Genomic DNA, 16836 nt, shown 5'->3' on the forward strand with positions numbered 1-16836 from the left:
TCGGAACCGGACCGGACACGGCGTCAGCCGCGGCCGGACTCCAGCTCGTCGAGCCTCTTGGCCAGATCCGAGGCGACCTTGGCGACATAGGGCTCGTCGACGATCTGCAGGTGGTCGCCGCCGATGTGGACGATGTCCAGATCCGCCGCGTACTCGCCCCAGCCGCCGTCGGCCGCGCGCGTCGCGTAGGCGGGCTCGAGTTCGATGGCGCCGTCGTGGTACCGGTCGGCCATGTACAGCGCGACCTTGCCGTCGTACGCCTGCATCGAGTCACCGATCCGCAGCAGCGCCCGGTTGTCCAGGAACGACTTGCGCTGGTGCTCGATCGCACCGCCAGGGATGCTGACCTTCGACACCTTGAGCAGATCCATGATGATCTGGATCTGGCCCTCGTCGTCGGCCTCGGACAGCTTGTCGATCGGCAGCGGGATGTGTGCGTCGTAGGTCTTCTCGCCGAAGGCCTGCCAGCGCAGCCAGCGGGCCTTGCGCTCCTCGGCGGTGTCCGGCACCTTCTCCCCCGGCATGACCGCGTCGATCAGCCCGACGACCGCGACCTCTTCGCCCTGCTCGCGCAGCAGCCCCGCGACCGCGTAGGCCAGCGCCCCGCCGAGTGACCAGCCGATCAGCACGTACGGTCCGTGCGGCTGGATCTCCCGCAGCGGCTCGAGGTACTGCCGGGCGCGCTCGGGGATCGACCCCTCGACCCGCTCCATGCCGTACACCGCCACGTCCGCGGGCAGCCGCTTGACCAGCGGCTCGTAGACCGTGGTGGAGCTGCCTGCCGGGTGGAAGGCGAAGACCGGCAAGCGGTTCGAGCCCGCGGGTGCGGCGCGCAGCACGCGGACCACGCCCACGTCGCCCTCGAGGTGCTTGCGGACCACGTCGGACAGCTGCTCGATGGTCTCGCTGTCGAGCACGTCGTCGAAGGTGACCTCGCCGCCGGACCGCTCGGTCAGGCGCGCGGCCAGCTTCTCGGCGGTGTCGTCGTCGAGCACCGGCAGCGTGTTGAACACGCCCTTGGCCGACTGCCCGGTCACGACCGCCCAGGTCGCGAATACCAGTCGCTCCGGGGCGTCGCGCGGCGGCACGTCGGATCCGGCCGCCTCGGTGAGCGACTGCTGATCGGTGTCGCTCGTGGCATCGGTCTGCTCCGCCGTGGGAGCCTCGGCCACCGGAGCGGCTACGGCCGCGACAGGGCTCTCGGTCTCGGACGCCGGCTCGGCACCCTCGGTCGCACGCTCGGCCGCCTGTTGGTCGGCCATCGCCTGCACCTCCTCGCGGTTCTCGACCGCGTAGCGCAGGTACTTGGCGACCTCGAGCAGGTTGGCGTCGCGCACCGCCTGCAACTGCAGCTGCGGGATGTCGAACTCGTACTCGACACGGTTCTTGATCCGCACCGCCATCAGCGAGTCCAGGCCGAGCTCCATGAGCGGGATCTCCGCGGGCAGGTCCTCCGGGGCGTATCCCATCGACTCCGCGACGATGAACGTCAGCCGCTCCTCGAGCGTCTGCGACCCGTTCGGGTCCCACTTGCCGCCGATGGTCTCCTCGACCGCGGGCAGCTCCTCGACCGGGCCGGTGGACGGCGCGGCGGCGGGTGCCGTGGCGAGCGCGGGCTCGGGCAGCGGCTCGCCGGAGGTGACCACCGCATCGAGCAGCAGCGTGAAGGCCTGGCCGTCGCGAGCGTGCACCTGCACCGAGGCGCCACCGGGGTGCGGGACCAGAGTGGTGGTCAGCGTGCCGGACGACGGCAGCGCACCGTGCGGCACACTCGCCCGCAGGGTGACGTCCGACAGCACCTGTCCCGCAGCGGCAACGGCCAGCTGCCCGAGGTCGCCGACCGACGCGGCCTGCACCTCCCACACGTGCCGGCCGTCAGGAAGCGCAACGTGGGCGCCGGGCATGCGGGCGTTGCCGCCCGAGCTGATCCGGGTGTCCAGCCACATCTGCTTTCGGATCCAGGCAGTGCGCGGGATGTCCGCGTAATCACCGGCCGGCAGCAGCGTGGACAGGTCGACGCGGTGTCCGTGCACGTACAGCTGCGCCAGCGCGGTCAGGATGCCGAGCGGCTCGTCCTCCTTGCGCTTGAGCGTGTGGATCAGCTGCGCGTCGAGCAGTCCGGCGTCGTACGCGGTCATCGCCACCGACATCAGCACCGCGGGGTTCGGCGCCAGCTCCACGAACGTGGTGTGCCCGGCGTCGACCGCCATCCGCACCGCGTTGTTGAAGTAGACGCTGTGCCGCATGCCCTTGGTCCAGTACTCGACCTGGTGGATCGGCGCGTGACCGGCGCGGTAGAACGTCTCCTTGTCCACCGACGAGTACAGCCCGACGGTCAGCGGCTGCACGTCGATGCCGGCCAGTTCCGCAGCCAGCTCGCCGAGGATCGGGTCGACCTGCGCGGTGTGGCTGGCGCCCTTGGTCTGCAGGATGCGGGCAAGCTTGCCCTCGCCTTCGGCCCGCGCCACGATGGCCTCGACCTCGGGCTCCGGACCGCCGATCACGGTGTGTGTGGGGGCCGCGTAGACGCAGACCTCCAGGTGCGGGTAGTCGCCGAGCACCGCGGTGATGTCGTCGGCGGAGTACTCCACCAGCGCCATCCGGCGGATGTCGTCGCCCTCGAGCGTCGCCTCACCCTCGGCCATCAGCCGCGAGCGCACGCAGATCACGCGGACCGCGTCCTCCAGCGGCAGCCCGCCGGAGACGTAGGCCGCGGCCGCCTCGCCCATCGAATGACCCACCAGCGCTTCGGGTTCCGCGCCGTGGTGACGCAGCAGCTTGGAGAGTGCCACCTGGATGGTGAAGATGCCGACCTGCGAGGTCTCGATGCCGTAGTCCTGCGCGTCGTCGAGGAACTTCTCGCGCATCGAGTAGCCGGCCTCGTCGACGATCAGCTCGTCGATCTCGTCGACGGCCGCCGCGAACACCGGGTTCTCCAGGTAGAGCTGCTTGGCCATCTTGCGGTGCTGCGAGCCGAATCCGGAGAACAGCCACACCGGCCCCTTGGAGGCGGGCGCGTCCGCCGAGAAGACCCCGGGGGCGGGCTTGCCCGCGGCGACCGCACGCAGGCCGGTGATCGCCTCGGCGCGAGAGGTCGCCAGCACCACGGCCCGCGAACGGCCGTGGTTCCGCTTGGCCAGCGCCCGGCCGACGTCGGCGAGCGGCGTCGTGCTGCCGGCCTCGGTCTCGAGCCAGTCGGCCAGGTCCGCCGCGGCGCGGCGCCGGCGCGACGGCAGCGCGGCCGAGACCGCAAGCAGCACGGGCAGCTGCTGCGCCTCTTCGCCCTGCTCGGTCGCGGCAGGCTCATTTGCCACAGTCGATTCGACTTCACTTGCGGCGGGTGCGTATTCGCGGACCACCACGTGCGCGTTGGTGCCGCCGAAGCCGAAGCCCGACACGCCCGCGACCGCGCTGCCGCTGTACCGCGGCCACTCGGTGGTCTCAGGGATCACCTGCAGGTGCGCCCGCGCGAAGTCGATGTACGGGTTGGGGCCGGCGAAGTTCAGCGACGGCGGGAGCTTGTCCTCCCGCATCGCCAGCACGACCTTGATCAGTCCGGCCGCACCTGCCGCCGCCTCGAGGTGGCCGAAGTTGGTCTTGGCCGAGCCGAGCAGCGCGGGCTTGTCGTCGGCGCGCCCGCGCCCGACCACGCGTCCCAGCGCGTCCGCCTCGATGGGGTCGCCGAGGATGGTGCCGGTGCCGTGCGCCTCGATGTAGTCGACCTCGGTGGGCAGGATGCCAGCGTCGCGGTAGGCGTGCCGCAGCACGTCCGCCTGCGCGTCCGGGTTCGGCGCGAGCAATCCGTTGGAGCGGCCGTCCTGGTTCACCGCGGTGCCGGCGATGACCGCGAGCACGGTGTCGCCGTCACGTTCGGCGTCCTCGAGCCGCTTGAGCACGACCAGGCCGCCGCCCTCGGCACGGGAGATGCCGTTCGCGTCGGCGGAGAACGCCTTGATCTTGCCGTCCGGCGCGAGGATGCCGCCCTCGTCGAAGCCGAGCGTCGCCGGGGGCGCCAGCAGCATGTTGGTGCCCCCGGCCAGCGCCACGTCGGACTCGCCGGACCGCAGCGAGCGGACCGCCTGGTGCACCGCGACCAGCGACGACGAGCAGGCGGTGTCCACGGCGACCGACGGTCCGCGGAAGTCGTAGAAGTACGAGACGCGGTTCGCCACGATCGCGGTCGACGTCCCGGTCAGCGCGTACGGGTGCGCGGTGGCGGGGTCGGCGACCGCCAGCAGCTGGTAGTCGTTCGCGGAGCTGCCGATGAAGACGCCCACCTGGGTGCCCTTGAGGTCGCTGGCCGGGATGCGGGCGTGCTCGAGCGCCTCCCAGGTCAGCTCCAGCGCGAGACGCTGCTGCGGGTCGACGTTCTTGACCTCGAGCGGCGACATGGCGAAGAACTCGGCGTCGAAGGTCTTGACATCGTCGAGGTAGCCGCCTTTGGTGTTGGCCTGCGCGACCCGCTCGGCGACCGCCGGGTCCGCGGTGAACTCCTGCCACCGGCCCTCGGGCAGCTCGCCGATCCCGTCGCGGCCGTGGATCAGCTGGTCCCACATCTGCTCGGGTGTGCGCCCGCTGCCGGGGAAACGGGAGGCCAGACCGACAACCGCGATGTCGTGCGCGCCCGGGCCGCTGGGCCGGGTGTAGTACGCCGCGTCGAGCGACTCGGCCGGCACCTCCGGCTCGCCCTCGATGATCCGCTGCGCCAGGGAGGCGATCGTCGGGTGCTGATAGACGACGGTGGCGCTCAGCGTGACGCCGACCAGTTCCTCGATCTCGCCGCCGAGCGCGACCGCATCGCGGGAGGACAGACCGAACTCCTCCATCGGCCGGTCCTCGGTGATCTGGTCACGCGGCATCCCGGTCGCCTCGGCCACCCAGTTCACCAGCCATGCGCGCAGCTGCGCGACGGTCATCTCGGTCGCGGTGGCGGCCGGCTCCGCCGACTCCTCCGCCATGGACTCCGACGTGGGAACCTGGGGGTCAGTCATGCAACCTGCTCACTCTTCGGTGGGACTGTCAGGGAACGCGGTCTGGGTGTGCCCGCCTCGAAGGGTGCCTTCGATGTAGGCCTTCTTGCACGCGCGCCGGGCGATCTTGCCACTCGACGTGCGCGGGATCGAACCCGCCGGAACCAGCAGGACATCCCGGGCCGTGACGCCGTGGCGCGACGAGATCGCCGCACGCACGGTGTCCGCGATCGGGCCCTGGTCGGCCTTGCCCGCGCCGGGCGCGCGCTCGGCCACGATGACCAACTGCTCCGAAGAGTCATCCTTGTCGAATGTCAATCCGTTACCGCCGTCCTCGAAGACGACGGCCGGCAGCTGGTTCGCCGGCACCGCGAAGGCGGCGACGAATCCGGGGCGCAGTGCCTTGGAGGCCTCCTGCGCGGAGTACTCGAGGTCCTGCGGGTAGTGGTTGCGGCCGTCGACGATCACCAGGTCCTTGACCCGGCCGGTGATGTAGAGCCGGTCGTCGTCGTAGACGCCGTAGTCGCCGGTGCGCATCCAGTGCGAGTCCTCCGGCGCGCCGTCGGCGTGGCTTCCCTCCACCAGCCGGGTGACCAGCTTGTTGTGGAACGTCTCGGTGGTCTCGTCGTCGCGTCCCCAGTAGCCGCGGCCCAGGTTGTTGCCGTGCAGCCAGATCTCGCCGACGACGTCGTCAGCGCACTCGACACCGGTGTCCGGGTCGACGATGACCGCCCACTGGCTGCGGGCCACCTGGCCACAGGCGACCTGAGGCACGGCGTCCGTCGCGTTCACGTCGACCTTGACGATCCGGCCCTCGTTGAGCGCGGTGCGGTCGACGTAGATGATCGTCGCCTCTTCCTCGGTCGGGGTGGCCGAGACGAACAGTGTGGCCTCCGCCATGCCGTAGGCAGGCTTGATCGCGGACTTCGGCAGGCCGTACGGCGCGAAGGCGTCGTTGAACTTGCGCATCGACGAGGTGGTCACCGGCTCGCTGCCGTTGATCAGCCCGATCACGTTGCTCAGGTCCAGGTGCTCGCCCGCCTTGGGCAGGCCGCGGGCGGCCGCGTGCTCGAACGCGAAGTTCGGGGCCGCCGCGAAGGTGCCGGCGCCGTCGCTGACGGCCGCGAGTTCCTTGATCCACCGGTACGGACGCGCCACGAAGGCCCGCGGCGACATGATCGTGATGTACTTGCCGCCCAGCGCCGGGAGGATGACCGTCAGCAGGCCCATGTCGTGGAACAGCGGCAGCCAGGTCACACCGCGCGAACCGGTGTCCAGCCCGATGCCGAACGCCATCTGCAGCGCGTTGGTGCCCACCGCGCGGTGGGTGATCTCCACGCCGGCGGGGACGCGGGTGGAACCCGACGTGTACTGCAGGTACGCGATCGCGTCCAGATCGGCCTTCGGGTTGACCCAGGTCTCGCCGACCGAGTCGGGGATGGCGTCGACGGCGATGATGCGGGGGCGCTGCGCGGCAGGCAACGCGCGGAACAACTGGCGCACGCCGGCGGCCGAGGAGGTGGCGGTCAGGATCGCGGCGGGCTCGCAGTCGCCGAGCACCGCGTGCAGCCGGTCGGTGTGGCCGGGCTCGTCCGGGTCGAACAGCGGGACCGCGATGGTGCCCGCGTGCATGGCGGCGAAGAACGAGATCACGTAGTCGAGGCCCTGCGGCGCGAGGATCGCGACGCGGTCGCCCTGCTCGGTGACCTGCTGCAGCCGCGCGGCGACCGCGCGGATCCGGATGCCGAACTGCTCCCAGGTCAGCTCCTGCGCCTCGCCGTCGCGGGCGACCGAGTAATCGATGTAGCGGTATGCGAGTTCATCGGCGTTCTGGCGCGTGTGCGCCTCGACGTGGTCGACCAACGTCAAGCCGTCCTTCAGCGCAATCTGGCCGTTTTCGTCCAGATAGTCATTGAAGTTCTCGTCCATACCCACTCCTGTCGAAGCCAAAGTAAATCCGCACCGGCCCCGCCGCGAGCCACCGTCTCCGATGTCTCGCCGGTGGGTATCCGGCACCACGTGGTCAGGCTCACACCTCGCTCGCGGAACGCCTCTACTCACGGCAAACCAGAAACATGTTACAGATCGGTCTCCGGCGGGCGAAGCACGCCGTGACCTCAGTGTCCTGCGAAACCGCCTGGTATGCGAGGTCGAACCGCAAGCGTCATTCGCCCTTGAGCAGCTGGATGACCGGCGCGAACGCCTCCTGCTGGGTCGGGAAGATCCCCACGTAGGACATCGTGGTGCGCTCACGCACCCGACGGATCTGGTCGGCGATTTCCTCGTAGGTGCCGAAGGCGATGTACGGGGAGTTCAGGATGTCCTCCACCGACAGCTTGACGTCGACCTCGACGTTCGGCGGGTAGCCGTTGTCGAGCGCGGCGAGGGCCATCTCGGCCATCGCCTCGCGGTCGTCGGTGGGCACCACGGTCGTGATGGTCCAGTTCAGCTCGATGTCGTCGAAACGGTCGCCGGCAGCCTCCCGGATGCGCTCGACCCGCTCGACCGTCTTCTCCAGCGTCATGTCGGACAGCAGCAGCCTGCCGTCCTTGGTGGTCGAGGTGGCCACCGAGATGATGTCGGCGTGCTTGGCGGCCAGTGCCAGCATCTTCGGCCCGCCGCCGCCCACCGCCAGCTTCGGCCGCGGACCCTGCCGGGGCCGGGGGCTGCCCTTGAGCCCGCGGATCGTGTAGTACTTGCCCTCGAAGTTGCACTCCTGACCGCGCAGCAGCGTGTCCAGGATGGTCAGGGCCTCGTCGAGCTTGGCGATCCGTACACCGGGACGCTCGTACTCGATCCCGCCCTTGTCGAACTCTTCCTTCATCCAGCCCGCACCGATGCCGAGCTCGAGGCGACCGCCGGAGAGCACGTCGATGGTCGCCGCGTCCTTGGCCAGCACCGCCGGGTGACGGAAACCGTTCGCCAGCACCGCGGTGCCGAGCCGGATCTTGTCGGTGGCGACCGCCAGGGCTCCGAGCGCAGCGATCGGACCGACCTGGTTGCCCAGGTGGTCCGGGATCATGAAGCTGTCGTAGCCGAGCGCCTCAGCCTGCTGCGCGAGCTTGATGAAACGGCGCGCGCCGCCCTCCTCGGCGTTGCCCTCACCTCCGGCCGCAAATCGGAACTTGCGCAGTGCCTGGCCGGCAGGGGCTGTTCCTGCTGCTGCCTTGGGATCGGCAGTGGACATCGACTAACTCCTCAGTGGTGGGCGAACGCGCAAACTCTATCGGCTCGCCGTGTCCACGACGAATCCCCAGCCGAGCAATTGTGCCGTCCCACAGCTGTGCCTTCGATGAGATGTGCAGACGAACTACCTGTGAGCACCCGATATTCAGCCGTGCGCCGGCGTCGGCGCACCGTTGACCAGGCCGGACGCCCACCCGGTCAGGTACTTCGTCGCGGTCTGTCCCTCGCTGTCGACCACGAACGAGTTGTACTTCGCGTGCACCGGGTTCTGCGAAGCGGCGGCGAGTTGCACGAGCGCCCCCGGCGCGCCGAACAGCGTGAAACTGTTCGGCGGTGCGGCGCAGATCAGGTCGCCCGGGGCGCAGATCTGCACGGTCTTCGAGGTCAGCGACCCGAGACCGCCGGGGCGAGGCCCGGTCATGGTGGCGCCGGGCACGCCGGGCACGTCGTGCAGTCCGCGCAGGACCACCTCGGCGCCGACGCCGGACTGGATGCCGAGGTTGACGGCGGCATCGGACATCTCGCGACGCCCGTCGGCCACCAGACCCACGCCGAGCACCCGGTCGGCCGCGACCGGCCCCTGCCCCGCGCCGATCTTGGCGGCCACGTCACCGGCGATCACGGCGCCCTGCGAGAAGCCCATGAGCACGTAGTGGGTCAGCGGGCAGCCCTTGGCCATCGAGGCGATCATGTCCTCGGTGGCCTGCGTGCCCTGCGCGCGACTCTGGTCGTAGGTCTCCTGCGGCGGCGCGCCGAAGTGCGCGAACTGCGCGGCATACGGCACGGTCACGACGTCCGCGCGGGAACTCGCGAACTCGTTCTGCAGCGGTCGGGTCACATTGAGCAGCAACGCATTCGGATTGAATGTCGGGTTGTGCGGATCGTCGGTGGGCGAGCTCTCCCACGTGCCGGGCACGGCGACGACCTGCACGTCCGGGCAACTGGCCGGCTGGGTCGACGGCGTCGGCTGCGGCGGGCCCGGGATCGGCGGCGGTACCGGACCCGGGGGACGGAAGATGTTGAACACCGCGACACCGCCCGCTATCACCACGACGACGACCACGAGCGCAGCGAGCAGCCACCCGCCCTTGCGGGACTTCTTCTTCGACTTGCGATCAGCCCACATGGACCGGGTACTCCTCACCCTTCCGCGGTTCGCGCCGACCGGCCGGCGCCCGACCACACCGGCCGGCGGCGCGCGTCACTCACGAATTACAGAAGTCTTCCTTGGCCACCTTGATGTAGATCGCCGCCGAGTCGGCCGGCTTGAGCTTGCTCCCCGTCAGCTGGGACTGCGAGGAGGTGATCGCGGTGACCGTCGTGGTTACCTGGTCGGTCGGCACCTTCGCCTGCAGCGCTGAGCAGATGTAGTTCGCCGTCGTCAACGCGATGTCACCGGTGTTGCCGACCTTGACCCCGGCCTTGTCCAACTGGTCGAGGAAGGCCTGGTCCTTGGGGCTGCGCGGCGGCTGCGTCGGCCCCGGGAAACCCTGCGGCAAAGCCTCGGGGGTCTCCGGCGGTGCGGTCGCGGCGACACCGGTCGGGTCCGGGTCGATGGTCGGCGCCGGTGCTGCGGCGCCCGCGTCACCGTGCGACCCGCCGGGCGCGGTGGAACCGCCCTGCTGCGGTGCGGCGGCGGTGGCCGTGGGCTTGGCCGCGGCGCTCACGCTCGGCTTGCCGCTGGCCGTCGAGTCGTTGCTACCGCAGCCGGCGAGCAGCCCGATCCCGGACGCCACGACCGCCGTGGCCACGATCCCTCGGGTCACCGCATTACGCATCATCAAAAACAATCCTCGACTTCCGTTGTGTGCCGGCGGGCCGTCGGGCCGACCTGCAGGGCCAGGGTACCGACAACGGGTGGGTCGCGCCGAGACGTGCGCCTCGGCGCGACCCACCCGCAGGTCCGGTCACCCGCCCGATCTGTTCCGTACTCAGTGATAGGTGACGGCGGTCTTGCCGTCCGTGACCGTGACGGTCCCGTGCTGGAAATTCTGGGTGACGCCGCCGGCGGGGATGTCGGTCTGGTCGCCGACGGGCAGGCCCAACTTGCCGGCCTCGAAGCCGCTCTGCTGCCAGGCGTCCCAGATCGGGCCGAACCTGATCGCCCAGGCTCCGGTGGCCGCACTCCAGTAGATGTTGCCGTTCTCGAAGCCGTTGTAGCGGGCCTGTCCGTTCGGGGTGCCCAGCTCGTTGGTCTTCGGGAAACCCAGGTAGCTGTCCTCGTACCCGAGCGTTCCGTACTTCTTCATGATCTCGCCCTGCACCGAGTGGGTGCCGTTGCCCGGGCTCGAGTAGATGGCGCCGATCTGGAAGGCCTGGACCTGGCCGGTCTTGTTCGGCGTCTTGATCTGGTCTTGCGTCGGGTAACCGAGCGGCCCGCGTTCGAAGCCCTGACGGCCCCACTCGGTCAGGATGTCGCCGTACACCGCGTGCGCGCCGGTCGGGATGGTCCAGTAGATCGAGCCGTTCTGGAACAGGTTGAACCGTCCGCGCCGGTCCGGCGTGCCGAGTTCGACGGTCTTCGGGAAGCCGAGCTTGCCGCCCGAGCCGCCCATGTTCTGGTACTCGCCGCCGATCGCGCCGCCGAGGGACTGCGCCCCGGTGGCCTGCGACCAGAACACCTGCCCGTTCAGGAAGTCCTGCGCACGGCCGCCCGGCACCGCGTACTCCGCGGTGGTGCAGGGACCGAGCCACTGCGCGCCCGCCGCGAAGCCGCCGATCGCCCCGGTCGCCGAGCACGGCGGCTTGACGGGCTCGACGTTCAACGCCTGTGCCACCTGCGGCCAGGACTGGTGCATCTCGAACTGCCAGTACGGCCACGAGTGGGTGCCGGACGGCCGGTAGATGACGTTCGCCGAGATGCCGAGCTTGTTGAGCTTCTGCGCGAAGTTCTGCGACGTCAGCCGGGACAGGATCTCCAGTCCCATGCCGGCGAAGTTGGTGGAGATGCCGGGGATGTTGCCGACCTGGTCGTACGGTCCGGCGACGCCGTTACCGCTGGAGATGTAGATGCTCATCCCCTTGAGCTTGTCCGCGTGCAGCATCGGATCGTGGTCCGCCCAGGCCGGGTTCGACGGCAGTCCCCACATGTTCTCGGAGTGGAATCCGCCCGCGTCGAGCATCGCGACCTGGATCGCCTGCGGCATGCCCAGCGAGGTCGTGTTGAGGATGCCCGAGTAGGAGGCCACGAACTTGAACATGTCCGGGTGCCGCTCGGCGAGCATCATCGCCGCGGTGCCACCCATGGATAGGCCGGCCAGGCCGGCCACATCGCTGGTGCGCCAGTCGCTGTGCAGGATCGGCGGGAGTTCCTTGGTCAGGAACGTCTCCCACTGGTAGTTGTGGCCGTTGTCCGGCTTGAGCCAGTCGGTGTAGAAGCTCGACTGCCCGCCGACCGGCAGCACCACGTTGACGTTCTTGTCCGCGAAGAAGTTGACGATGTCGGTGTTGATCGTCCAACCGCTCTGGTCGTCGGTCGCACGCAGGCCGTCGAGCGTGAGGAGCTGGGGGAAGGTCTGGTTCGGGTTGGCGTACCAGTCCCGGGCCAGCAGGATCTGCACCTGCACGTCGGTGCCCATCGCGGGCGAGTAGACCCACAGGGCCACCCGGTGCGCGGTCAGCCAGTCGACCTTGTCAACCTTGACGCCGGGCAGGACGGTGTCCGCAGTGCGCATCGGCTGGGCGTGCGCGACCGTCTCCGCCCGCGTGAGCGGCTGGGCCTGCGCCGTCGACACGCTCGCGAGACCCACCGTGAGCGGCAGCACCGCTGCCGCGGCGCACAGACCGAGCATGCGGCGCCGCCACGGTCCCGACCGTCCGCTGCCTGAAATCTGTGTGCGTGTCAAGGCATGTCCTCGTTTCAGCATGAACAAGGCGGAGGGCGGCCCGCCGTGTAGATCCCCAGGGGTCGATTCGACCCCCGAGGGGTGTTGATCACTGGACACCATAAGGGCGCACGCGCACGAACCCTGCTCGCACACGCCGAACGGCACGTGAATCGGTAGGGAACCGTCACCGCATCGACTAGAGTGCCGCGCTCGGATTCCGGCCGCAGACGCCACCGAGGGGCACTCGATGACGAGTGCCCCTCGGTAGGGGATGTTCGCGGCCTCAGCGGCCGGTCGGTGCGCTCAGGCGCCGACCGCCGCGAGGATCTGCGGGCGGGCCTTCCACAGCTCCGCCTGCCAGTTGCCCCAGTTGTGCACACCGGTCGCGGGGAAGTCGAAGGTGGCCGGGATTCCCAGGCTCCACAGGCGTGCCTGGAAGCTGCGGGTGTTCGCCAGCGCCATGGCCTCGAGCCCCATCGCGTTCACGGTGTTGTACACGTCGAGACCGCTGTGAATGCTGGTGTCCGGGCCCGGGATGCCGTCTGCTGCGGAGATGTACAGCGACAGCCCACGCAGCTGCGGTGCGAACACGAACGGGTCGTTGCGCAGCCAGAGATCGCTCCACGGCGGTCCCCACATGTTGTCGACGTTGTAGCCCGGGGGCTGGCTGAGCAGCGCCAGCCGGATGCCCTGACGCATGCCCGGCGCGGAGTTGTTCAGGTAGCCGGAGAACGAGCCGGCGAAGTTGAACTGGTCGCGGTGGTAGTTGGCCAGCGTCAGCGCCGCGCTGCCGCCCATCGACAGGCCGGCGATGGCGTTGCCGGTGCGCGACATTCCCATTCCGGCCAGGCAGTTGGGCATGTCCTTGGTCAGGAAGGTCTCCCACATCGGCTTGTAGCCGGTGTTGGTGCTGCTGCCCGCTGCCTCGCCGACCGAGCCCGAGCTGCCGGAGCTGCCCATGGTGCCCAGACCCGAGCCGATCGGACCGACCCAGTCGCTGTAGAACGTCGCCGCGCCGCCGACCGGCATGACGACGTTGATGTTGTCGTTCTGGAACTGCTGGAAGGCGTTCGTCTCCTTGTCCCAGCCGCTGACATCGTTCGTCGCCCGCAGGCCGTCCAGCAGCAGCAGGTACTTGCTACCACCGCGGGCCGCACGCTGGATCTCGAGCTTGACCGGCGCCATCCCCGCGGAGGAGTTGCAGAACACGGTCTGGAGCGTGCCGTGCGTCGGCGACCAGGCGTTGGCGACCGCGCCACCCGTGATGGCAGAGGTCAGCGTCAAGGCGAACGCCATCATCGACCCGACGACGACGCGCCGGGCGGCCGACGTGCGCCGCCGCTTCCCTCTCACAGGTAAGGCCAGGTCATGGCGATTCGGGCTCTTCCGCATCTGCGTTGACTCCTCGGTTCGTCGAACTGGGCTGTACTGGTTGATCGGGTCGGACGTCAGCTCGAGCATCGGATCACTCCATGCTCCCCGACAGAACGACGCACAACACCACTTCCGTCACACTGTGCACTCTCGTAACACCGAGTGACAAGCTCAAAACGGCAACAACCGGTCTCCGGCGCGACAGCGTAGTCGGTCAACCTGTTGCTCACGTCAGTGGCCCCCGCTACGCCCCGAGGGCGGACAGGATCTGCGGCCGCGCCTTCCAGAGCTGCGCCTCCCAGTTGTCCCAGGCGTGGATGCCGGTAGCCGGGAAGTCGAAGGTCGCGGGGATGCGCAGCGCCGCCAGTCGGACCTGGAAGGCCCGGGTGTTGACCAGCGACAGCGCTTCGAGGCCCATGCCGTTGGCGGTGTTGTAGTAGTCGAGCAGCGTCTGCGGGTTGTCCCGTCCCGGCGTCGGCAGGCCGCTGGCGGCGGAGATGTACAGCGAGAGCCCGCGCAATTGCGGCGCGAAGACGAACGGGTCGTTACGCAGCCATGCCGGATCCCACGGCGGCCCCCACATGCTGTCGACGTTGTAACCGCCGGCGTCGAGCATCGCGACGCGGATCGCCTCGGGCATGCCCGGCGCCGAGATGTTCAGGTAGCCGGAGAACGATCCGGCGAAGTTGAACTGGTTGCGATGGTGCGCGGCGAGGTCCAGCGCTGCGCTACCGCCCATCGAGAGGCCGACGACCCCGTTGCCGGTGCGCGACATTCCCCGGCCGGCCAGATAGTTCGGCAGTTCCTGAGTCAGGAACGTCTCCCACTTGTAGGTGTAGGTCTGACCGTTGAAGTTACTGGGGGCGTACCAGTCGGTGTAGAAGCTCGACTGGCCGCCGACCGGCATCACGATGTTGATGTTGTCGTTCGAGAACTGCTGGAACGCGTTGGTCTCGATGTCCCAGCCGTTGAAGTCGTCGCGCGCGCGGAGCCCGTCGAGCATCATCAGGTACTTGTTGCCGCCGTGCGCGGCGAACTGGATCTGCACCCTGATGCATCGGTTCATCGCCGCCGACCACACACAGGGGGTCTCGAGCCGGCCGTGCGTCGGCGACCAGGCACTTGCGGTGCCCGCACCGACGAGCCCCAGGAAGGTCATCAGGGAGATGAGCGCCGCCCCGAGTCCGAGCGCCCTGCGGCGCCATTTCCCGAACGAACGTGCGTTACCTTCTCGCATCGATCAACTTCCTCTTTCCGTTCACCGCATCGGTTTCCGGTCCCGGCGGGTGTCAACCCGCCGCAGGCGCCGCTCCGACGCGACGCCTCAACTTATTCACACCGGCGCAGCATTTGCAAACCGCAAGGCTTTTGATCGCCCCCCGGAAGCGCCGACGGATACCGTTCTCGCCGTCAGGTCCATCGGCCCGAAACCGCCGTCTGTTACCCCGGTTCACACCCGAGACCCCCTGCGGCCGCATCGGTCAATTGATCACGAAATGGTAACAGTGGCACGTTGACCTGGACGAATTTCCCGCTGCGACCGAGAGACATGTCACGCGGGATGACGCGGGACCGGCGGGGTCAGATGACAACGCTGAATCTCGTAGGCCGGCACCGGATCGATGCGGTACTTGGCGTACTCGAACGCGTGCGTGACGTTGTGGACGAACCGCCGCAGCGTCAGCTTCGACCGGTACGAGGCCAAGAGGTCCTGCGTGTCCGGGCACGTCAGTGCGACCTCGGCGTTCTGCACCCAGTTCTCGTCCATGTAGGGCGGCAGCCAGGGATGCACGTCGGCCAGTCCCAGGTCCGCGACCACCCAGTCTGGAGGCAGGTCCTTGTCGTGACCGATCCGGCCGTGCTCCATCCGCGGTGTGTGCGCGGCCAGCGGGTAGGCGAGACCCTCCTGGTCGATGACCCGCACGTCGAGTCCGACGTTCATGCTGGTCATACCCAGGTTCAGGAAGTACACCGTATGCCCGTCGCCGCCGGGCTCGATCGGACCCCACGGCGGCACGACCGCCCAACTGTTCAGGGTGCCGTTGTCCAGCAGCAGTCCGCCGTCGGGCGTCGAGTTGATCGTCGAGACCATCGCCCGCATGCGCGGATAGTCCAGATAGTCCTGCGCCGTCAGCGGGTGGGCATGACCGCTGTTGATGACGTAGAACTGCCGCTCGTCGACGATGCCGTCGCGGGTGATCGTCCCCGGATCCGGCTGACCCGGCGCATTGGCGACGAAGATCGACCAGATTCCCACGCCCAGCAACAGCACCGACGACGACGCGAAGGCCAGCACCGGTCCGCGCTCACGCCACTGCTCGCGCGAGGGGATCCGCAGCGGCACCATCGCCACCGGCAGGATGAACAGGAAGACGACCGGCAGCAGCACCCGGCCGTGCATGAAGTCGCCGCCGACACGCAGCACGTACACGAGCCAGACGCACGCCGCCGCCAGCATCACGGTGACCACCGCGGCGGGCGTGTGCAGCCACGCCTGCAGCCGGGCCACCCGGGAGATCTGCTCGGCGCGCGGGCCGACCGGTCCGCGCCGCGCCGGCGAGCCCGGCCAACGCGCGGTACAGCGCCAGGGGCGGGCCAGCAGCACGCCCACCAGCAGCAGCGCCAGCGGCAACCACATCCAGTACGGCGAGACCAGGTTGAACAGGTAGATGAAGCCCTGGTGCCACTTGGCGCCGCTGGCCTCCTTGGCGACCGCGGTGTTCGGGTAGGGCAGCGCGTAGTAGCCCATCCGCCAGATCTGGTAGCCGATCGGGACCGCTCCCCCGACCGCGACCATCGCGACCCGCATCTTCCAGGTCTGCCGGCTGCAGAACAGCATCAGCAGCACCAGCGCGCCGACGATGACCGTCTCCGGGCGGACGAGCCAGCACAGGCCGGCGACGAAGCACAACGTGAGCACCGACGCCGCGCCGGGACGTTCGGTGGTCGCCCAGCGGATCAGCATCCACCAGACCAGGCCGATCCAGAAGATGATCAGACCGGATTCCAGGCCGGAGGTCGCGAAATCGCGGGCCGGCGGCAGCGCGATGTAGACGAGGATGCCGGCGGGCAGCAGCACGGTCATGCCACCCCGGACGCCCCCGCGCACCGCGTCCGCGGCGGTCCGGGAGCGGTACAGCCGTCGCGCGCCGAGCATCGCGAGCACCACCGCCAGGATGCTGCCGGTCAGCGCCACGGTGAGCGCCACATATTCCAGCCGTGCCTGCGAGATCCAGCTGAAAAACCAGATCACATAGGTCCAGGCCGCGCTGGTGTTGGTCTCGACACGCTCGCCCTTGTTGAACACCGGACCGTTGCCGGCCAGCAGGTTCCGGACGGTGCGCAGCACGATGAGCCCGTCGTCGGCGATCCACCGGCGCTCCCAGGCACCGTAGAAGAACATTCCGGAGACGAGCAGGATCCCCGCGGCGCAGATGGTGCCGGGCAGCCGCCGCATCCAGGGACCGGCCGTCTCCTGG

General features: G+C 69.1%; 9 protein-coding genes. All 9 read right to left on the minus strand.

The genetic code is table 11. From position 1 onward, the window contains the following. Positions 1-23 precede the first annotated feature (23 nt). On the minus strand, positions 24-4916 hold the full coding sequence (pks13, locus tag G4X40_RS09910; protein ID WP_277832401.1) for a polyketide synthase Pks13: 4893 nt from the start codon (positions 4914-4916) through the stop codon (positions 24-26). 84 nt (positions 4917-5000) lie between these two features. Then, entirely contained in the window at positions 5001-6899 is a 1899-nt protein-coding gene (fadD32, locus tag G4X40_RS09915; RefSeq protein ID WP_277832081.1) for a long-chain-fatty-acid--AMP ligase FadD32, read from the minus strand. Between the two features lie 235 nt (positions 6900-7134). Next, positions 7135-8157 (minus strand): LLM class F420-dependent oxidoreductase, encoded by a 1023-nt coding sequence (locus G4X40_RS09920; RefSeq protein ID WP_277832083.1) that lies wholly within the window; start codon positions 8155-8157, stop codon positions 7135-7137. Between the two features lie 144 nt (positions 8158-8301). Continuing rightward, positions 8302-9282 carry a cutinase family protein gene (locus G4X40_RS09925; RefSeq protein ID WP_277832084.1) on the minus strand — a complete coding sequence of 327 codons (981 nt, stop codon included), beginning with the start codon at positions 9280-9282 and terminating at the stop codon, positions 8302-8304. 79 nt (positions 9283-9361) lie between these two features. Further along, entirely contained in the window at positions 9362-9937 is a 576-nt protein-coding gene (locus G4X40_RS09930; RefSeq protein WP_277832085.1) for a DUF732 domain-containing protein, read from the minus strand. A gap of 150 nt (positions 9938-10087) precedes the next feature. Then, positions 10088-11947: an alpha/beta hydrolase-fold protein gene (locus G4X40_RS09935; RefSeq protein WP_277832086.1), complete on the minus strand. Its 1860-nt coding sequence runs from the start codon at positions 11945-11947 to the stop codon at positions 10088-10090. 339 nt (positions 11948-12286) lie between these two features. Continuing rightward, a complete protein-coding gene (locus tag G4X40_RS09940) occupies positions 12287-13444 on the minus strand; it encodes an alpha/beta hydrolase (RefSeq protein ID WP_408642163.1) in 1158 nt (385 codons plus the stop codon). 157 nt (positions 13445-13601) lie between these two features. Continuing rightward, a complete protein-coding gene (locus G4X40_RS09945) occupies positions 13602-14594 on the minus strand; it encodes an alpha/beta hydrolase (protein WP_277832088.1) in 993 nt (330 codons plus the stop codon). A 315-nt stretch (positions 14595-14909) separates the two neighbouring features. Next, complete coding sequence (gene zomB / locus G4X40_RS09950; protein ID WP_277832090.1) at positions 14910-16814, minus strand: flagellar motor control protein ZomB; 1905 nt, start codon at positions 16812-16814, stop codon at positions 14910-14912. Positions 16815-16836: the final 22 nt, after the last annotated feature.

The organism is Speluncibacter jeojiensis (assembly GCF_029589495.1).
GTDB lineage: Bacteria > Actinomycetota > Actinomycetes > Mycobacteriales > Mycobacteriaceae > Speluncibacter > Speluncibacter jeojiensis.